The 20,415-nt window shown below is 67.0% G+C and carries 14 protein-coding genes; 12 read left to right on the forward strand and 2 right to left on the reverse strand.

Annotated features, from left to right (window positions below; all coding sequences use genetic code 11):
* The first annotated feature begins 1 nt into the window (after position 1).
* Both KF709_11155 and KF709_11160 read left to right on the forward strand, forming a co-directional pair.
* Positions 2-2,122 (forward strand): S9 family peptidase, encoded by a 2,121-nt coding sequence (locus KF709_11155; protein MBX3174962.1) that lies wholly within the window; start codon positions 2-4, stop codon positions 2,120-2,122.
* 11 nt (positions 2,123-2,133) lie between these two features.
* On the forward strand, positions 2,134-2,910 hold the full coding sequence (locus tag KF709_11160) for a rhomboid family intramembrane serine protease (GenBank protein ID MBX3174963.1): 777 nt from the start codon (positions 2,134-2,136) through the stop codon (positions 2,908-2,910).
* 70 nt (positions 2,911-2,980) lie between these two features.
* Here KF709_11160 and KF709_11165 read toward each other — a convergent pair whose 3' ends face one another.
* Positions 2,981-4,156, reverse strand: a complete 1,176-nt coding sequence (locus tag KF709_11165; protein MBX3174964.1) for a PQQ-dependent sugar dehydrogenase — start codon at positions 4,154-4,156, stop codon at positions 2,981-2,983.
* A gap of 179 nt (positions 4,157-4,335) precedes the next feature.
* Here KF709_11165 and KF709_11170 point away from each other — a divergent pair, with 179 nt between their 5' ends.
* Together KF709_11170 and KF709_11175 are read left to right on the forward strand one after the other, a co-directional pair.
* Complete coding sequence (locus KF709_11170) at positions 4,336-6,462, forward strand: hypothetical protein (protein MBX3174965.1); 2,127 nt, start codon at positions 4,336-4,338, stop codon at positions 6,460-6,462.
* The gene (locus tag KF709_11175; protein ID MBX3174966.1) at positions 6,459-7,604 is read left to right on the forward strand and encodes a PQQ-binding-like beta-propeller repeat protein; all 1,146 of its coding nucleotides are present in this window, start codon (positions 6,459-6,461) and stop codon (positions 7,602-7,604) included. Before KF709_11170 ends, KF709_11175 begins: the two co-directional genes overlap by 4 nt.
* Before the next feature lie 81 nt (positions 7,605-7,685).
* Here KF709_11175 and KF709_11180 read toward each other — a convergent pair whose 3' ends face one another.
* Positions 7,686-9,230 carry a DUF3300 domain-containing protein gene (locus KF709_11180; GenBank protein ID MBX3174967.1) on the reverse strand — a complete coding sequence of 515 codons (1,545 nt, stop codon included), beginning with the start codon at positions 9,228-9,230 and terminating at the stop codon, positions 7,686-7,688.
* 348 nt (positions 9,231-9,578) lie between these two features.
* Here KF709_11180 and KF709_11185 point away from each other — a divergent pair, with 348 nt between their 5' ends.
* From KF709_11185 to KF709_11220, 8 genes are all read left to right on the forward strand, one after another.
* A complete protein-coding gene (locus tag KF709_11185; protein ID MBX3174968.1) occupies positions 9,579-10,181 on the forward strand; it encodes a methyltransferase domain-containing protein in 603 nt (200 codons plus the stop codon).
* A gap of 133 nt (positions 10,182-10,314) precedes the next feature.
* Entirely contained in the window at positions 10,315-10,575 is a 261-nt protein-coding gene (locus KF709_11190; protein ID MBX3174969.1) for a DUF4342 domain-containing protein, read from the forward strand.
* 218 nt (positions 10,576-10,793) lie between these two features.
* On the forward strand, positions 10,794-11,828 hold the full coding sequence (locus KF709_11195) for a hypothetical protein (protein ID MBX3174970.1): 1,035 nt from the start codon (positions 10,794-10,796) through the stop codon (positions 11,826-11,828).
* Between the two features lie 288 nt (positions 11,829-12,116).
* On the forward strand, positions 12,117-14,618 hold the full coding sequence (locus tag KF709_11200) for an ABC transporter permease (protein ID MBX3174971.1): 2,502 nt from the start codon (positions 12,117-12,119) through the stop codon (positions 14,616-14,618).
* A complete protein-coding gene (locus tag KF709_11205; GenBank protein MBX3174972.1) occupies positions 14,611-17,040 on the forward strand; it encodes an ABC transporter permease in 2,430 nt (809 codons plus the stop codon). Before KF709_11200 ends, KF709_11205 begins: the two co-directional genes overlap by 8 nt.
* 12 nt (positions 17,041-17,052) lie before the next feature.
* The gene (locus tag KF709_11210) at positions 17,053-18,297 is read left to right on the forward strand and encodes an HlyD family efflux transporter periplasmic adaptor subunit (GenBank protein MBX3174973.1); all 1,245 of its coding nucleotides are present in this window, start codon (positions 17,053-17,055) and stop codon (positions 18,295-18,297) included.
* A gap of 7 nt (positions 18,298-18,304) precedes the next feature.
* Positions 18,305-18,997 carry an ABC transporter ATP-binding protein gene (locus tag KF709_11215; GenBank protein ID MBX3174974.1) on the forward strand — a complete coding sequence of 231 codons (693 nt, stop codon included), beginning with the start codon at positions 18,305-18,307 and terminating at the stop codon, positions 18,995-18,997.
* A gap of 248 nt (positions 18,998-19,245) precedes the next feature.
* Entirely contained in the window at positions 19,246-20,265 is a 1,020-nt protein-coding gene (locus KF709_11220; protein MBX3174975.1) for a sigma-54-dependent Fis family transcriptional regulator, read from the forward strand.
* The last annotated feature ends 150 nt before the right edge of the window (positions 20,266-20,415 follow it).

The following is a 20,415-nucleotide window of genomic DNA, read 5'->3' on the forward strand; positions in this document are numbered from 1 at the left end:
GATGCCGAGATTCTCGCTCCGCGCGGCGCTCGCCGCCCTCTCGTTGGTCCCGCTGGCCCTCGTGGCCCAGCAACCGCCGGCTCCTGCGGCGACGCCTGACGACCCCTTCATCTGGCTCGAGGACGTCGAGGGAGAGCGTTCGCTGGCCTGGGTGCACGAGCGCAACGCGCGCTCGCTTGGTGTTTTGCAGGGTGACGCACGCTTCGAAGGCCTGCAGCGCAACGCGCTCGAGATCGTGAATGCCACGGATCGCATCGCCTTCCCAAGCTTCAGCGGCTCGGTCATCACGAACTTCTGGCAGGACGCCGAGCACGTGCGCGGCATCTGGCGCCGCACGGATTTGGCGAGCTATCGCACGGACAGCCCCAACTGGCAGGTCACGCTCGACGTGGATGCCTTGGCCAAGGCCGAGGACAGGAACTGGGTCTATCGTGGGGCGAATTGCCTCGAGCCGGCGGAGCGTTATTGCTTGGTCTCGCTCTCCGACGGTGGCAAGGACGCGGTGACGATCCGCGAGTACGATGCCGTTGAGCGCCGCTTCATCGAGGGCGGCTTCAGCTTCCCCGAAGGCAAGCAGGGCGCGAGTTGGGTGGACCGCAACACACTGCTCGTGTCGCGCGAATGGGCGCCGGGCGAGCTCACGTCGTCGGGCTATGCCTATGTGGTGAAGCGCGTGATTCGCGGCCAGCCCATTGAACGCGCCACCGAGGTGTACCGCGGCGAGCGCAGCGATGTCTCGGCGGGCGCCTTCGTGCTGCGTGATGCGGCGGGCGTGGTGCAGGCCACGCTGCTCTCGCGAGGTCGGACCTTCTACGAGCGCGAGATCCACCACCTGACGGCGACGGGCACGCGCCGACTGCCGTTCCCCGAGCGACACCAGATCCACGGGATTCTCGGTGACCGAGTGCTGTTCACGACCAACGAGGCCTGGCAGGGTTTCGTCGCCGGCGACGTGCTGAGCTATGACCTGCGGACGCTGCTCACGCGACCCGATGCGTCGGTGCCGGAGTTGATGCTGCACCCGGGACCGCGCGAGTCGATCGAGTCCATTCGCCTGACGCGCACGCGCGCGGTGATTGCGCTCTACGAGAATGTGCGTGGCGCCGCATACGCGTATCGCCGTGAGGGCAGCGGCTGGGCGCGCAGCAAGCTGCCTATTCCCGAGAACGTCACGGTAGGCTTGGGTGCGGCCTCACGGCTTGATGACAATCTCTTTGTGACCGTGTCCGGGTATCTCACGCCCCAGACGCTGCTCTACGTGAACGCGGAGCGCGGCACGGCGGAGACGGTCAAGGCGGCGCCGGCCAAGTTCGACGCCACGGGCCTGATCGTGGAGCAGCACGAAGCCACCAGCGCCGATGGCACGAAGATCCCGTACTTCCTCGTGCGTCGCGAAGGCGCACCGCGCGACGGATCCACGCCGACGCTTCTCTACGGCTACGGCGGATTCCAGATCTCGCAGCTTCCGGGATACAGCGCCGTGCTCGGCAAGCTTTGGCTGGAGCGGGGCGGGGCATACGCCGTGGCCAACACGCGCGGCGGCGGCGAGTTCGGACCGGCCTGGCACCAGGCGGCGCTGGGGCCGAACCGCGACCGCGCGCACGAGGACTTCATTGCCGTGGCAGAGGACCTGATCGCCAGGGGTTTCACCTCGCCGCGGCGACTCGGCATTCGTGGCGGCAGCCAGGGCGGCCTCTTCATGGGCGTGGCGATGACGCGGCGCCCCGACCTGTTCAGCGCGGTCATCATCGGCGTGCCGCTGTTCGACATGATGCGCTTCCACAAGTTGCTCGCCGGTGCGAGCTGGATCGGCGAGTACGGCAATCCGGATATCCCCGAGCAGCGGGCGTGGATCGCGAAGTACTCGCCCTACCAGGCGCTGGCCGCGGGCAAGAACTATCCAACGCCGTTCATCTTCACGTCGACCAAGGATGACCGCGTACATCCTGGTCACGCGCGCAAGGCGGCGGCGAAACTGGAGTCGCTGGGGTACCCGTATCTCTACTATGAGAACACGGACGGCGGACACTCGGCGGCGGCGAATCTCGTGGAGACCGCGCGGCGCTCTGCGCTGGAGTACACCTACCTGTCACGCCAACTGATGGACAAGCCCGTTCCATGACACCTTGGGTCATGCGATTGCTGATCGCCAACGTGGCGATCTTCGCGCTGCAGGGCTTCCTGCCGGCGGCGCTGCTCGACCTGATGGTCTTCGTGCCGCGGCTCATCCTCGTGCGGCCGTGGTCCATCGTCACCTACATGTTTCTGCACGGCAGCCTCACGCATCTGCTGTTCAACATGCTGGGGCTGTTCTTCTTCGCCTCGCGCGTGGAGGCCCGCCTCGGGGAACGCCGCTTCCTGCTGCTGTACTTCATCAGCGGCATCACCGGCGCATTGGCCTCGCTGGCCTTCACGCCCCGGGCGGCGATCATCGGCGCCTCGGCGGGCGTGTTCGGCGTGATGATGGCCTTCGCGATGTTCTGGCCCCGCGAGCGCATCTACATCTGGGGCATCATTCCCCTCGAGGCGCGCGTCCTGGTGATCATCACCACGGTGATGGCCCTCTGGTTCGGCATCGGCCAGCGCGGGGACGGCGTGGCGCACTTCGCCCACCTAGGCGGCTACGTCGGCGCCTGGGCCTATCTCTGGTATGTGCAGCGCAACTCGGGTCATCGGCGCTTCCGCGAGCGCGTCAACGCCGTGGAGCCCCGCGTGATGAAGATGCGCGCCCCCACGCTGCGGAAGGAGAACCTCAATCTCGAGGGCGTGCACCAACTCACGCGCGAGGAGGTGGACCGCATCCTCGACAAGATCAACGCGGAGGGGATGCAGAGCCTGTCGGCGGAGGAGCTGCGCTTCCTTTCGAACTTCGCGCCACTGGATGACAGAAAGACGCCGCCGGTGAGCTAGGCTCAGCGGCGGCGTTTTCGCTCGAGATTGTCGCCGCAGCGGGGCGCGGGAGTGTCCGGCGAATCGTGCCTTAGCGCCCGACCGGCTCCAGCCGCCAGATCGCTGTCGGCGCGCCGCCGCGGTCCTCGACCGCGATGTACACGAGCCCGTCCAGCCCCTGGCGCACGTCGCGGATGCGGCCTTGGTCGCGCAGCACGATCTCTTCCTCGACCACGCGGTTGCCGTCGAGCTTGATGCGCACCAGCTGCTGGCCGTTGAGGCCGCCGGAGAACACGCTGCCCTGCCAGCCCGGGAAGCGATTGCCCGTGTAGGCCATCAGGCCCGACGTCGCGATGCTCGGCACCCACACCTTCACTGGCTGCTCCATGCCCTCGCGCACCGTGGACGGATGGATCTGCGTGCCCGTGCGGTAGTTCACGCCGAAGCCGATCACGGGCCAGCCGTAGTTCTTGCCGGCCTCGATGAGGTTGAGTTCGTCGCCGCCCTGCGGGCCGTGCTCCGTCTCCCAGACCTGGTTGGTGACGGGATGCACGATGAGGCCCTGCAGGTTGCGATGGCCGTAGCTGTAGATCTCCGGCAGCGCGTCACTGCGTCCCACGAAGGGATTGTCGGCCGGCACGCGGCCATCGTCGTGCAGACGGATGACCTTGCCGTGGTGCGTCATTAGGCCCTGCGCCGGGTGCGCCATCAGCGCGTCCAGATCACCCTGCGGTGGCACCTGCCGGTCGCCGACTGTGATGAAGAGGTAGCCGTCGCGGTCGAAGGCCAGGCGCGAGCCGTAGTGGCCGCGGCCCTGCGACCAGGCGTTGGCCTGGAAGATCTCCTGCACGTCGTTGAGGCGGTCGTTCTCGAAGCGCGCGCGAATGACGGCGGTGGTGTTGCGCGCGCCGCCTGACTCCGGCTTGGAGTAGGAGATGTACACGAGCCGGTTCTGCGCGAAACGCGGGTGCAGCACCACGTCGAGCAAGCCGGCCTGGTTACCGCTGACGACCTCCGGCACACCAGCCACCGGCGTCGGCATCAGCTTGCCGCCGCGCACGATGCGCAGGCGCCCGGGCCGCTCCGTCACCAACATGTCGCCGTTCGGCAGGAAGGCCATGCTCCACGGCACCACCAGCGAATCGACGACCTTCACCAGCCGGAACTGGTGGTGCATCGAGTGCATGGCGTTGCCCTGGGCGGTCGCGATGACCGGCGCGGCGGCCAGCGTGACGAGGGCGAGGAGGCTGCGCAGACGGGATGACATCAGGACTCCGGGAGGTCTGGGGGAAGTGACGCCTAGGAAGATGGCGGCATCCGCGGCGATGACAAGCCGGTGACGGCGTGGGAACGATGCCACAGGGAGAGAAACGCAGGGACACCTTCGCGCGTTCGCCGTCGCGCGTCCGGGAGCGCGATCCACCGCAACCCACCCCGGAGGTTTCTATGCGCAGTCCGCGACGCCCTGTTGTTCCCTTGGCCCTCAGCCTCACGCTGCTGGCGGCCTGCACCGATTCCCTCGAGGCACCGACTGCGAGCCCGGCCCAGCTCCACAATGGAGTGACGTCCGCCTTCCAGATGCGCGACGAGGGCATCGACCTCAGTGACTCACACTTCAGCGCGGTGGTCGAGACGACGACGGAGTACTTGGACGAAGCGCCGGCCGGCCTGCCGCTACCTCGCAGTGAGAGCGAGGCGGTCTACGTCGAGGGCGGCTATGCCGTGGATGGATCCGTTCGCTTCGGCACCTGGTTCGAGGATCAGAACAAGAACCCCACGATCGCGTCGGCGCGGTTGGAGTACGGCCGCGTGAACCTCTACGACTACGCCGGTGATCGCCAGTTCAGCGAGCTCTACGAGTCGTTCATGGCATTGCTCGGCCTGCCGCCCAGCACGCTCGACGACGCCTACTTCCCCTTCGCGCCACTGCCGCAGCCTGGCTGCCAGCCCGGCGACCCGAGCTGCCTCCCGATGGCCGAGCTCCGCGATGCGCCTGGCGGCGCCACCGTGACAGACGTCGGCGGCATCCGCGAGGTGCGCTGGCAAGCCGATGCCTCGGCCGCCACGCGGGGCGGACCTTCAGAGATGCTGCAGCGCTACCGTAAGGTGCCATCGGCGTTCGGTGCGGAGCCGGATTGGCAGCTGATCGAGACGTCTAGCGTCACGCGTGCGGATGCACGCGGAAAGGGCGCGAGGAAGCAGGTCAGCCGCATCAGGTACCGCAGCTTCCATCGCAATCCGGAGCGCGAGGATGAGCGCGAGAAGAGGCGAAAGGAGCGGAAGGAGCGGAGGTCTGCCGCGCCGACCGGCCCCGGGGTCATCGAGGCGGTGCGGCCAGCACCCGCTGCCGCCGCACCCGCGATCGTCTCGAGCGTCCTGCATCGGCCTTCGCCGGACCCAGAGGGAAACATCCTTAGCTGCCCGCGTGGTGGTGGAGACTTCGACCGAGTGCGCAATGTGCAGAACGGCATCCAGGTCGTCTATCAGCACGGCCTGTGCTCGGATGCCAGCACCTTCTCGGTGTTCGACTACGCGCTATCGGCGTCGATTCCGATCTCCCGCAGTCGCGCCTTCAGTCTCGAGTCCAGCCGCTCAGTCGAGGACCAGGTCACCGACCTGCGCCAAAAGCTGACGTCGAAGTCAACCGTGCCCCAAGTGTTCATCGGGCACAGTCAGGGTGGACTGGTGGCCCGTCGCTTCGGCCAACGCTATCCCGAGCTGGTGAACTCGGTCATTACCATCGGTACGCCGAATCGCGGCGCCTACCTCGCAGACGTGCCGTCGGAGTTCGTCTCGGACGCGATGCTGCAGGCGATGGCACCGTCCTGCTATCTCGACATCGTCTGCAACTTCATCTCGACTTGGGCATACGAAGTCCTCGTCGGCGAGATCACCTTGGGACTGGATCGCACCTTTCCGGCCCTTGGGAACCTCCGCACGGGCTCGCCGTTCCTGGCACAGCTCAACGCCGGATACGAGCAGTTCCAGCGTGCCAGCATCGAGACCACCCCGAAGGCGCGCTGGAGTCTCGCCCGCATGATCGGTGATGACCGCAGCCCCTACGAGAACCTGCAGGCCGGCCGCCGGCCCGGCGGTGACGCCCTGGTGACGGACGTGGAGAAGGTCTACAGCAGCTTGCAGTTCGCGAACGCCATCAGTCAGTTCCTGTTGTTCACGGTGCATCGCTCCAGCGCGCCGACCTGCCAGCGCGTGGACTTCGGCGACTTCTGGCCGGGCTGCAGCTACGCCACCTCGGTGGTGCAGTGGTACACCCAGCAGTACCAGTCCTACCTGCTGTACCTGATCTACGACCTCACGGGGCGCATCATGAACTTGATGAATCGGGTGGACGCGACCTGGAACTATCTGGTGGCGCGCAACGGCGAAGCCGCAGACGGCCTCGTGCACGCGCCGTCTCAGCGGTATCCCGACGCACCGGGCCGGTACGAACCTCGGCGCTTCGCTGCGTCTCCCAAGGAATCCGACTCGCACTCTGGGCAGACCAAGAGCCCGCGCGTGCTGCTGTCGACACGGGAGGCCCTCGCGTCCTTCAGCAAGGGAACGACGCCGTGAGCTCCCGCCTCCGCCCATTGGTCGCCCTCGCCACGGTTCTCGTGGCGGGGTGCGACTTGTTCGAGCCTTCCCGCATCGCCGGTACGGGCGGCCGGCCACAGTCGACATCGCTGGTCTACCAGGTGCCAAACCCGTTCATCTTCCTCGCGTCACCGGTGGCCACGGACGGCACGCGCCTGTTCGCCGAGTCAGCGGACGGCGACTTGGTGGCGCTGTCGATGGAGACTGGGGCCGTGCTCTGGTCCATTCCGTTCAGTGAGGACTATTGGGCCGGCACCCCCGTGTACGCGGACGGCCTGGTCCTCGCCGCCACGGATCGGGCGCGCGCACACGACGCGGCGACCGGCGTCGAACGATGGAGCATCGCCCTCCCGTCCAGCGCCATCTATCACGTCACCGCGACGGCGAACGGAGTGTGGTATGTCGGCGTGGGCAACGAAGTCCTCGCGCTCGACGTCCAGACCGGCGACGAGCGCTGGCGGCAAACCTTCGCCGGCACGGATCCGTATCCCGCCCTCGCCCGTGCGATCACCGTCGCCGGAGGTGTGCTGTACATCTGCGGCGAACAGGCGCTCACGATGAACGGCGCGCTGACCCAGGGCCCGGTGGTGGCGATGGACGCCACGACCGGCGAGGTGCTCTGGACGCACATCATCAAGTTCGAGGAAGAGTACAACTACTGCATATCCGAACCGTCGGTGGCGGACGATGCGGTTGTCGTGGCCGACTACGGGAGCAACAACGTGATGGCCCTGGATCGGGCCACCGGCGAGCAGCGCTGGCACTTCCGTGGCCCGTTCGGATGGTACGGCTCGCGCGCGCCGCCGATCATCCGTGGCGACACGGTGTTCTTTGCCTCGGTGGACAAGACCGTGCGCGCCCTGGACCTCGGCACCGGAAGCACGATCTGGGAAACGCAGTTCGACGGGAGCCTCCGCGGGTTGGCGAACTGCGGTGCCGTCCTCCTGGCCAACAACTTTTCCCTTCACACACTGGACTCCCGCACTGGGGCGGTCATCGGCGAGAACATCAACGACTCCTGGCCGCTTGATCTCGTGCCCTCCACGCGTCCCGTGGTTGTGGGCGACACGGCCTGGATCCTTGGCTGGCAGCATGCGGCCAAGCTGGTGTGCTCGCGCTAGACACTCGGCACGAAGCGAACGGGGGCGGCCACCGTGTGGTGACCGCCCCCGTTCGACCACTGCTACCGCCCTGCGTTCAGCCTACTCCGGGCGACGGCTGCTGCTGCCCCGGCCACTGCTGCTGCGGCTGCCGCTCCCGCTGGAGCTGCGGGCGGAACCGCTGGAGCGGCTGCCGCTGCTGGAAGGACGGGCACTTCCGCTGGAACGAGTGCCGCTCGAGCCACGCGCGGCGCTCGGGGGACGGCTGCTGCTGGATCCACGCGCGGATCCCGACGGCTTCGGTGCCGAACTACGTGGCGCAGCCGTCGAGCTGCGCGAGGGCGCTGAGGGCTGCGCGCTTGGTGCGCGCTGCCGTGTGGCGCTCACCGCGTCGCGAACGGTCGAAGGACGCGGCGTGGCTTCCGAGCGGCTGCGATCTGGCATGCTACTGCGGTTGGTGCTCGGCTGCGCACCACGATCACCGCGGTCAGCACGCGGATTCCAGGTCCCGTTGCTCGTGCGCTCGCTGGCGGCACGGGTCCCGCCGACCGGAGTCGGCGTGCGACGCTCGCTACGCGCGGCATCGGTGCGACGGTCGTCCGATGGGCCACCGGAGATCGGCGTCACGCGGCGCGCCGACGTCGGCGCACGCTCGGGCAACACCTGGCGACGATCCGCCACGCGCGAGCCCGTGGGCACCGGAGCCGCCCGGCGATCGCCAGTAGTCGCGCGGTTCACGCGGTCGGGGCGGCCGTCGTTCTTGCCAACGCGGCGGTCCCAGTTCCCGCGACGATCGAAGTTCGTGTTCTTGTGCACGACCGTGTAGCGGCGCAGTGGATACGGATTGAAGCGCCGATTCACGATGCCGCGGTTCACGATGATGGTCGTGTGGCGCGGGGCCACGTACCAAGGCGAGATCACCACCCAGGGCCGCGCAACGACGACCCAGTGCGGGCCGTGCACGTGCCAGCCGTGGTGGTAGACGCGGTGGCTGTACCAGTCGAAGTCATACGTCAGCCACACGCCCACCGGCCATGACACGCCCCAGGACCAATACGAGGGATGCGCCTGCGCGACGTAGATCGGCCGGAAGTACACGACCGCCGGATCGTAGGTCGGCACGTAGATGACACGGGGCTGCGCCGGCTCGATGCGGATCACCTCGCGCTCGACGACCACGCGCTGCCGCTCGTCCGTGACCAGGTTGCCCTGCGCGTTCGCCATCCGGCGCAGGCCCTGCACGGCGTCCATCACGTCCTGCGGCTGGGTGGCGTAGGCCTGGCCTAGCGCGATCGTCCAGTCTTCACCCTCGGCCATCAGGTTGAGCACGGGCTTGTAGTGCGCGACCGCCTTGACGCTGATCTCCCAGGGCTGCTCGTCGAGGCCCGCGGTGCCGTAGCGCTCCACGTAGGCCGCGGCGGCGCGGATCTGGTCGGGGTAGGTGGCGGCGACGAGCACCTGCGCGAGAATCGGGTCGGGATACAGCGCGACCGGCGCGAGCAGGTTCTCGAGCTCCTCCGAGGTCCACGGATCGTCGGCGGTGGCCTGCACCGCGGCGTCCTGCGCCTTCGCCAGCTGCGGCTCGCCGATGGACGTGAGGGCGAGCGGGGCCACGAGGCCGAGTCCGAATCGAATGAGCGATCGCATAATGAGCCCTCCAGCAGTGCGAGACGTTGGCGACGTGTGTCCCGACACGCGTGTCACCTCAAGAGGCGCACTCACGTCGGCGTGCCTCCGTGCCGTCTTACCCGCGGACAACCCGAAGTTCCGATAGCTAAGTCGTTGGCGCAAGTGGTGTTGCATTCCGAAACGGCGGGGACGGCGAGTTGTCCCCGTGGCGGGACAGATTGGGCCTGTGGCACGGGGCGGTCACGGTTGAGCCACGGTACTGCGAGAGGCTGGATGCCCGACTCTGTAACCATACGTTGGGGCGCATCACGCGCGCGTCACGGACGCGCGATGCGTTGCCGACCATCACCACAGGTCACTTCATCCATGGCGACATCCGTCCTCGCGCACGATTCCAACAACCTGCGGAAGTGGGAGTACGGGAACGGACTCTACCAGCGTGCGCTGCATCGCTACCTGGACCGGATGGGCAGCCTGCTCGATCAATGTGGGGCACAGAACGTGTTGGACGCTGGCTGCGGCGAGGGCTACGTGCAGCGGGGAATGACGGCCCGCGGATATCGCGGGCGTTGGACTGGGGTGGACCTGAGCCCCGGCGCGGTGCGCTTCGCGCGGGATCGCGCCCCACATCACGAGTGGCGCGTCGAGGACCTAGCCAAGCTCCGGTTCGAGAGCTCGACATTCGATGCCGTGCTCTGTTCTCAGGTGCTGGAGCACATTCCCACACCCGACAGGGTCCGCGACGAACTCGCTCGGGTCACGTCTCGACACCTGCTGGTTTCGGTGCCCTTCGAGCCAGTGTTCCGCGGCCTCTGCGCGCTGTCCATCGCACTCGGGATCGGGCAAGACCCCGGTCACGTGAACTTCTGGACCGGATTGGCATTTCGCCGTTTCCTGCGCCCGGTGGGACGCCTGCTGCACTGGGAACGGACCACGGCGTATCAGATTGCGCTCGTCGAGATCACTTGAGGCCGCGGCGTGAGATGCCGCTATGCCAACGCGCGCTCCGCGCCGTTCGGCTGCACCCGCGCCCGTGCGCGGCGCTGAATCCTCCGGCGTGCAGTCCGCGTACTATCCAGCAACCCCCACGCGGAGCGGCGCGATGAGCAGCACGATGGAAGAGTTCAAGGTCAGCGGCGCCAAACTGATGGAGCGGCTGAAGGAACTGGTCAAGGAAGGCAATGTCCGCCGCATCATCCTGCGGAATCCCGAGGGCCGAGTCCTGCTCGATATGCCGCTCAACGCCGGCATCGCCGCGACCGCGCTGCTGCCATTCTGGGCTGCCGTCGCCAGCGTGCTTGTACTGGCCACGGACTATACAGTCCAAGTCGAGCGCGATCCCGGCACGAACGTCACGAAATAGCTGATCGCGCCCGGCCGCGCCGCTGCTCCCCCTGGGTCGAACCTTTGACGTCACCCATAGGTGACAGATATCACCTGTCACTACGTGACGAAGGTCCCTGCGGCAGAGTCTGACATGATGGAATCATAGGTTGTGCGTCGGGTTCAGGCCGACGCCCCGCCTTTCGCTGGTATTCACGCCAACAGAGAGTCAAAATGCTGTCTCCCATTCGTCTTCGATTGACTACCTCCCTCGCGGCCCTGGCCCTCGCGGCCTCTGCCTGCGGTGAGGGCGAGTCCCTGCCGACCACGCTGGACGTGGCGGCCACCGACGCTGACATCGCGGCCGTGGATGCGGCCTTTGACGTGCCGCAGGTGGATTCCTATGAAGGCCTCGGCTATCTGATGGATGAAGCGCTTGCCACCGCCGGTGGCGCGGTCATCCGCTTGCCGATGGAGATGCTGAAGGAGGGCGCCGATCGCCCGCTGGCTCGCCACAGCGCCCGGATGATGCAGCTGGCAGACGAGGGCACCTCGGCCGCAATTCCGCTCAGCGCGCTGGGCAAGACCTTCGAGTGGAACGTCACGACCGATCAGTACGAACCCACGGCACGCACAGGCGCACCGGCCAACGGCGTCCGCTTCATTCTCTATACGCTCGACATCAGCGCGTTTGCGCCGGCCGAGCCGCTGGTGGAAGTCGGCTATGCGGACTTCACGCGCTCGTCCAACACCGCTACTGTCGGCGTCTACGCGACCGGTGGCACGCAGCTGGTGAGCTACACGGCGACCGTGGGCGGCACGACCAACGCCCCGACGATGGCGGTCGAGGGCTTCGTGGGCACCGGTGCAAACCGTGTAAACTTTGAGCTCACGTTCGGCGTCTCGCTGTTCTCGGGCAATGTGACCGTGTCCTGGCGCATCGAGGTACCCTCGCGCGGGCTGGCCAGCCGCGTGCAGATCGGCATCGGCTCGAACGGTGTCGCCTTCTCGGCGCTGATGCGCGCCGGCGCACGCAAGGTTGAGATGGGCGGCACACTGGGCGAGAACGGTGGCATCATCGTGGTGCGGATCGGCGGCAAGGTCTTCGCCCGACTCACCTTCGACGCCGAGGGTGGCTCGACCGTCGCCGATGCAGACGGCAACCCGCTGACGCCGGAACAGGCGGAGACGCTGGACCGCATCTTCGAGTTCTTCGAGGGCGCGTTCGACGCGCCGGACGTGCTGCTCTCGCCGCTCTACACCCTGCTCGACGTGGACACCGGCAGCGCCTGACCGCGCCTGTCGTGTGGCTGACGCCCCCGGGAGCCTCGGCTCCCGGGGGCGTCGTGCGTCCGGGGCCTCGCGCGTCTGGCGCCTCGAGCATCTGGGGGCGAACGGCGAAGATTGCGCTCCCGGTGGCGCTGGGCAGGCGAGCCCCCCGGAAACCCCCCGAGGCGGCCCCGCGTAGGGGTCCAGGTCCGGCCGCCGGCCCGGCCAGCGGCCATCTATAGACTGTTAAACCATTGCGGCGCGGGAATTGTCCAAGGAGGCGTCCCGTCCTGCTCCCCCAGCCGACCGCCGATGCGCAATATCACGCTCGCCTTCCGGATGCTCCTCAAGACGCCCTTCGTCTCGACGGTAGCGATCCTCTCGCTGGCCCTGGGCATCGGGGCCAATGCCGCGATCTACTCGCTCTTTGACCAGCTCCTGATTCGCTCGCTGCCGGTGCACCGGCCGGAGCAGCTGGTGAACCTCACGGCGCCAGGCGTGATGTACGGCAGCAACTCCTGCAACCAGCAGGGCGATTGTGATGAGGTCTGGTCCTATCCGATGTTCCGGGACCTCGAGAGCCAGCAGACGGCGCTCTCCGGAATCGCGGCCAGCCGCATCTTCGGCGCGAGCCTTTCCATCGACAACGAGCCCAGCCTCGGGCAGGGCGTGTGGGTCTCCGGCCAGTTCTTCTCGACGCTGGGCGTGCAGCCGGCGCTCGGCCGGCTCATCGGCCCCTCGGACGACGTGACACCGCTGGCGCACGACGTGGTGGTGCTGAGCCACGACCTCTGGCGCGACCGATTTGGGATGCGCACGGATGTCGTGGGCAAGACGATGATCGTGAACGGCCGGACGATGGAGATCATCGGCGTGACGCCGCAGTCGTTCCTGGGCCACACGGTGGGCACGCGGCCCAGTGTGTATGTGCCGCTCACCATGCGTGGGGCCTTCCAGACCACGACGTACTCCGGCTACGAGAACCGTCGCGACTACTGGCTGTATGTATTCGGGCGCCTGAAGGAAGGCAGTTCGATGGAGCAGGCGGCGGCAGGACTGAACGCCGTGTATCGGCCCATCCTGCTCGATGTGGAAGCGCCGCTGCAGGCCGGGATGAGCGAGCCCACGCTGGAGCTGTTCAAGTCCAAGCAGGTGCTCGTGGCGCCTGGCCGCCAGGGCCAGAGCGACATCAACGATGAGGCACGGACGCCGCTGTATATGCTCTTCGGCGTGACCGGTGTGGTGCTGCTGATCGCCTGCGCGAACATTGCCAACCTTCTGCTGGCGCGCGGCGCCAATCGCTCCACCGAGATGGGCGTGCGCCTGGCCCTCGGCGCCAAGCGCGGTCACCTGATCACGCAGCTGCTCACCGAGGCGGTGATTCTCGCGCTGGCCGGCGGTGTGGTCAGCATCCTCGTGGCCAAGCTCACGCTCGATGCCATCGCCAGCTTCCTGCCGCCGGAGGCGGCCACGGCGATCGGCTTCACGGTGAACGGCTCCGTGGTGGTGTTTGCTGCGGCGTTGGCGGTGGCGACGGGTCTCATCTTCGGCCTATTCCCGGCGATGCACAGCACGCGGGCTGACTTGATCTCGACGATTCGTGCCGGTGCCGGCCAGTTGACGGGCGGCAAGGCGGCGTCGCGCTTCCGCACCGTGCTGGTCACCGTACAGATCTCACTCTCGATGGCGCTGCTGGTCTCGGCGGGCCTGTTCCTCAAGAGCCTGCGCAATGTGTCGGCGGTGGACCTGGGCATCGCGACCGAGGGCGTGGTCACCTTCGCGGTGACGCCCTCGCGGGTGGGCTACGACACGCTGCGCGCCGGCGTACTCTTGCGTCGCATCAGCGAGGAGCTGCAGGCCATTCCCGGCGTGACCGGCGTGACCAGCTCGATGGTGCCGATGGTTGCTGGCAGCAACTGGGGCACGGACGTTCGCGTGCAGGGCTTCGAGTGCCTGCCCGACACGGACTGCAACTCGCGCTACACGCAGGTGGGGCCCGACTTCTTCGAGGTGATGGACCTCGAGCTCATCGCAGGTCGCGGCATCCAGCAGTCGGACATCTATGGCTCCACCCCGGTGGCCGTGGTCAACGAGACCTTCGCCCGCAAGTTCAACCTCGGCGACGAGCCCGTGGGGAAGTTCATGGGCTGGGGCCGTGAGCGCGACTCGCTGCGCACGATGATCGTGGGCTACGTGAAGGACGTAGTCTATTCCGAGGTGAAGGGCGAGATCCCGCCGGTGTTCTACGCGGCTTGGCAGCAGGACGGGCGTGCGAATTTCATGAACTTCTACGTGCGCACGGCGCTGCCGCCCGAGCAGCTGCTCACGGCGATCCCGACGCTGATCAAGCGGCTCGAGCCGGCGATGCCGGTGGAGGACCTCAAGACGATGCCGCAGCAGATTCGCGAGAACGTCTTCCTCGATCGCATGATCAGCATCCTTTCCGCGTCGTTCGCGATCCTGGCGACGATCCTGGCGAGCATCGGGCTGTACGGGGTGCTGGCATACTCGGTGTCGCAGCGGACGCGCGAGATCGGCGTGCGCATGGCGTTGGGTGCGGACGGCTCCAACGTGCGCGCGCTGGTCCTCAAGCAGGTCGCGTTCATGGTGGTCGTCGGCGGCAGCATCGGTGTGCTGGCAGCCTTCGGGCTCGGGCGCGCGGCGCAATCGCTGCTGTTCCAGCTGGAAGGCCACGATCCCGTGGTCTTCGGTTCGGCGGTGCTGTTCCTCTCCTGCGTGGCGCTGCTGGCAGGGCTCATCCCGGCGCTGCGCGCCTCGCGCGTGGACCCCATGCACGCCCTTCGCTATGACTGACCTCAAGTTCGCTTGGCGGCAGGTTACCAAGTACCCGGGCTTCACTGCCGTCGTCGTCCTGACGCTGGCGCTGGGCATCGGGCTCAACACCGCCGTCTTCTCGGCGGTGGAGGCCTTGGTGTTGCGCCCGCTGCAGGGTGTGCGCGCTCCGGAGGAGTTGGTGCAGATCTATCGCACCTATCCGGGCGGGCAGGACTACGGGTCGTCGTCGCCGCCGCATTTCCTCGATGTGCGCGCCCGGACGGACGACGTGTTCAGCGGCGCGTCGGCCTGGGCCTTCGCCGATGCAAACATCACGGCGAACGGCGAGCCGCAGCGCATCTTCGGTCAGGTGGTCTCGGCGGATTTCTTTACGGTGATGGGCGTGACACCGGCGCAGGGTCGCTTCTTCGTGCCCGCCGAGGATGAAGGGCGAGGCGCGCATCCGGTATTGGTGCTGAGCGACCAGGGCTGGAAGGGTTCGTTCGGGGGCGACCCGAACATCGTGGGCAAGCAGGTGCTGGTGAACGGCCTGAACTACGACGTGATCGGTATCGCGCCGCCGGAGTTTGTGGGACCGATGGCGATGGTGGCGCCTGCGTTCTGGGTGCCGTTGATGCAGCTGGACCAGATCCAGCCCGCGCCGTTCAGCCGCCTCGACATGCGCGGCAACAACTTCATGAACGTGGTCGCCCGCTTGAAGCCCGGTGTGACGGAGGAGCAGGCCCTGGCGCGGCTCAAGGCGGTGAACACGGAGCTCGAGGGCGAGTTTCCCGACCAGTATCGCCGCACATCGATGAACCTGGTCTCGCAGACCGAGGCGGGATTCCACCCCACGATGCGCGACGCGCAGGTGGGGATGAGCGCGGCGGTGATGGCGGTGGTCGCGCTGCTCCTGCTGATCGCCTGCGTGAACGTGGCAAATCTGTTTCTGGCGCGTGCGCGTGACCGCGCTCGCGAGATGGCCATCCGCCTTTCACTGGGCGCCAAGCGTGGGGCGTTGCTGCGGCAGTTGCTCGTGGAGAGCCTGCTCTATGCGGCGATCGCGGGAGGCGCCGGCGTGCTGCTCGCGGTGTGGATCATCGGGCTGGCCAACGGCGTCGAGGTCCCGATGGACATCACGTTCCGCCCGGGATTGCAGCTCAATCCTGCGGTGCTTGGATTCACGCTCGGCGTGACGTTGCTGACGGGCGTGCTGTTCGGGCTCGTACCAGCGATCCAGGCGACGCGTCCATCCCTGATCCCCGCCCTTAAGGGCGAGGCTCCGGCGGGCGGCTCGCGCTCTCGCTTGATGAAGAGCCTGATCGTCGCCCAAATGACGGCCAGCATCGTGTTGCTCGTCTGCTCGGGTCTTTTCCTGACGAACCTCCGGGCGGCCGCGAGCGTCGACAAGGGGTTCGTCGCCGACGGCTTGGTCATCGCCGAGTTTGATCCGGCGCTGCAGGGCTACAATCGGGCGCGCACGATCGATTTCTACGACCGGCTCACGCAGCGGCTGAGCGCCAACCCGCAGGTGGCGGCGGTCGGGCTCGTCACCGACGTGCCGCTGGGTTTCTCGAGTTCGGATCGGTACGTCGAAATTCCGGGCTACGTGCCCGGCGAGAACGAGGGGATGAGCATCTACTACTCCAGCGTCCGCAACGGCTACTTCGCGGCGATGGGAATCCCGATGCTGCAGGGCCGCGAGTTCGAGGCACAGGACGATTCGGCGGCCGTGCCTCGCATTGTCGTGAACCAGCGCTTCGCGGAGCGCTTCTGGCCCGACCAGGAGGCCGTGGGCCGCACCGTGCGCACCGGCGGGAGGGATTTCACGGTCATCGGCGTCGTGCCCACAGGCAAGTACCGGCGCCTCGGCGAGGACCCCACGGCCCATATGTGGTTCGAGCAGCGGCAGCAGTATCGCTCAGGGATGAACATCGTGGTCCGCACCACGGGCGACGCGTCCGCCCTGATGGGTCTGCTGCGCCAGGAGGTCCGGGCGATGGACGTGAATCTTCCCGTGGCGAACCTCCGTACGATGGACAGTCACTTAGGCATCGCGCTGCTGCCGGCCCGCATCACGGGCATTGCGCTGGGCGTCTTTGGCGTGCTGGGCCTGCTCCTGGCCTCGGTGGGGATGTACGGTGTGATGTCCTACAGCGTGTCGCAGCGGACCCGGGAAATCGGGATCCGCATGGCCATTGGTGCCGCGGGGCGCGACGTGATAGGGTTGCTGATGCGGCAGGGCCTCACGCTGGTGGTCGTTGGCGTGGGTCTGGGTCTGGTGGGGGCCTTCGCGGCGTCCCGGCTGCTGCAGGCCGTGCTCTACGGCGATGGTGGGTTGGACCTGACGACGTTTACCTTGGTTCCGCTGGTGTTGGTCGCGGTCTCGGCGCTGGCCACTTGGCTGCCGGCACGGCGGGCGACGGCGGTGGATCCGGCAATCACCCTGCGGGCGGACTAGGCAAGGACATCGATGGATATCGTACGCGCTCCAAAGAAGAAGACCGGCCGGAACATCGCCATCGCCGCGGGTGCGGGGGCGGTCATCCTGCTTACCGTGGCCGTGTCGCGCTTGGACCCGGCGGTGCCCACCGTGGCCCGGGCGGGCGTGCTGCTCGACTCCGTGCGCCGTGGTGACGTGGTGCGCGAGGTGCGCGGCCCCGGCACGCTGGTCCCAGAGAACATCCGCTGGATCACCGCCCAAGCCTCGGCCCGCGTGGATCGCAAGCTGCACGAGTCGGGTGACCGGCTCGGCACGGGAGAGCTGATCCTCGTGCTCTCGAACCCGGACCTGCAGATCCAGACCATGCAGGCGGAGCAGCAGGTGCGGCAGGCGGAAATCGAGCTGCTGAACCTCAAGACCAATCTGCGCAGCGCCATCCTCACCCAGGAGGGTGTGGTGGCCTCGACGCGCACGCAGCACGTGAGCGCGCAGCAGGAGGCCCTGGCGGCGGACTCGCTGCACCGGCGGAACCTCATCTCCGAGTTCGAGGTGAACAACCGGAAGGCGCAGGCCGAGGAGTTCCGGACGCGGCTTCGCATCGAGCAGGAGCGGCTGCAGCTGATGACCGCGGCCATCGACAGCCAGATTGCCGTGCAGCAGGGCCAGGTCGTGCAGCTGCGCGCCATCGCAGCGCGTCAGCAGGCGCGGCTGAGCTCGCTTGAGGTGCGCGCGCCGGACACCGGCGTGCTGCAGGAGCTGACGCTGCAGCTCGGCCAGTGGGTGCCCGAGGGCACGACGCTGGCCAAAGTGGTGCAGCCGGGCAAGCTCAAGGCGCAACTGCGCATTCCCGAGAGCCAGGCCAAGGACGTGGCGCTGGGCCAGCCGGCCAGCATCGACACACGCAACGGAATCGTGCGTGGGACTGTCTCACGCAAGGACCCGTCGGCGGTGGGCGGCACGGTCTTGGTCGACGTGGCCCTCGAGGGCGAGCTACCGCCGGGTGCGGTGCCGGACCTCAGCGTCGACGGCACGATCGAGATCCAGAAGATGCCAAACATCGTCTTCACGGGGCGTCCGGCCTTTGGCCCGGGCAGCGGCACCGTGGGACTGTTCAAGATGGAAGAGAACGGCGACTATGCCGTGCGCGTGACGGTGGAGTTGGGCCGGAGCTCGGTGAACACCATCGAGATCCTGCGTGGGCTGGAAGTTGGCGATAAGGTGGTTCTGTCGGACATGACCCAGTACGCGAACGTAGATCGCGTGCGCATCAAGTGAGAGCCGTATGACAACGCTCATCCGTATGGAAGGGATCAAGAAGGTGTTTTACACGGACGAGGTGGAGACGCACGCGCTCTCCGACGTCCACTTCGAGATCAAGAAGGGCGAGTACGTGGCCATCTCGGGCCCTTCGGGCTGCGGCAAGACCACGCTGCTCTCGATCCTCGGCCTGCTCGACGCGCCGTCGGGCGGTACGTATGAACTGGCTGGCCAGCCCGTGGCGAATCTTGGGCCCGCCGACCGCGCGCAGGTTCGCAATCGGCAGATTGGCTTCATCTTCCAGGCGTTCAACCTGATTGGCGACCTGACGGTGGCCGAGAATGTCGAGCTGCCGCTGACGTATCGCGATATGCCGGCTGCTGAGCGCCGTGATCGTGTGGCGAAGGCGCTGGAGCGGGTGGGGATGAGCCATCGTGCCAAGCACTATCCGATGCAGCTCTCGGGCGGTCAGCAGCAGCGCGTGGCGGTGGCGCGTGCGGTGGCTGGTGATCCGGCCATTCTCCTTGCCGACGAGCCGACGGGTAACCTCGACTCCAAGAACGGCGAGGCGGTGATGTCGTTGCTGCAGGAACTGCACCAGGCGGGGAGCACGATCTGCATGGTGACGCACGATGCGCGGTATGCGCAGCACGCGGATCGCGAGGTGCATCTGTTTGACGGTAAGGTGGTGGAGCCGTCGGTGGCTGCGGTGGCCTAAAGGCAGATGTAGGATGGAGGATGAAGGATGAAAGGGAGGCGCCCCCGCTCGGTGAGTGGGGGCGCCTCTTTGCTCTGGGATGTTCAGCCGAAAGAGCGGGATGTCGCACCAGAGTCTCGCACACTGGCACAGAAGCCACGGTTTGTGACGCAAATCACAGGTGTAATGTAGCTTGTATCACGTATAAACTCCGCGTCCCTGAGCCGGCGAGTGCCGGACCCATCACCTCTCAAGGCGGAGTTGTACCGATGACACCAGAAGAGCTCAGACTTCACACGGGCCGACGGGAACGGCACGAGGCCACCCGCATTCCCGACAGCAGCGCGTGGCCAGAGCTGGCGGCGCTGCCGAGCCGGTCTTCGCGTCGACTGCTGGACGAGCTGAGAGTTCTTGCAGCGTCTCCGATGCCGATCACCGTGGTCGGGGCGAGCGGTACGGGAAAGTCTGGCATCGCCCGAGGCATCCACGAGATGTCGGCGCGGAGGAAGGGTGCGCTCGTGATGCTCAACGTGAGCGTGCTCTCGGACGGTCTTGCGAGCTCCGAACTGTACGGGCACGAGCGTGGTGCCTTCACGGGCGCATCCCACTCGCGCCTGGGCCGCATCCGCAGCGCTGATGGTGGCACCTTGGTGATCGACGAGTTGACGAAGGCGCCGGCGCACGTTCAGCACCATCTCCTGGACATCCTTGATGGTCGTCCCTTCTATCCGGTGGGCAGTGATCGCGAGGTCTATCTCGATGTCCGCGTGGTGGCCCTGACCAGTACTCCGCTGGAGGTCGCCGCGAAGTCGGGAGCGTTGGTGCCGGACCTGTTCGAGCGGTTGCGCACCACGGTTGTGCGCGTTGCGGATCTCAGTTCGCGCGCCGAAGACGTTCTACACGTAGCGCAGACTTCGCTCGAGCGATGGAGTCGAAAGTATGGCTACGCAGCGCCTCCGGAGATCTGCGGGGAATTGGCGCGCGTGCTCGTGGGCGGACGCTGGCCCGGCAATCACCGTCAGGTCGACGGCCTCGTCCAGCGGCTGCTGGCGCAAGCGCAGGGTGACAGCATACTGCGCCTGGGTCACCTGCCGCGGGAGGAAGACGCCGTCGATCGGCGCGGCGCGCGGGAACGGTTTCTTGAGGACCACGGGAACGGAGTCCCAGTCGCGCACGCGGGGCCCAGCGAGGCGGGCAAGCACTACGGCGTTGATCGCGCGACGATCCGGCGATGGATTCGGGAGGAATCGGAGCGTCTGAGTGAGAGACCTCGGGTCGCTTCAGCGTGAGATAGCCCAGCGGTACCGCGCGCATCTCACGCTGAAGTTCCGAAGGCGACGTCCGCTAGGTCGTTGCGGCAGAAACACATACCAATGGAGGGCGAGTAGGCACACCTCGTGCGATGAGGCGCGCAACGGGCTGGCAACGGCTCGCGGCAA

It is taken from the genome of Gemmatimonadaceae bacterium (assembly GCA_019637445.1).
GTDB lineage: Bacteria > Gemmatimonadota > Gemmatimonadetes > Gemmatimonadales > Gemmatimonadaceae > Pseudogemmatithrix.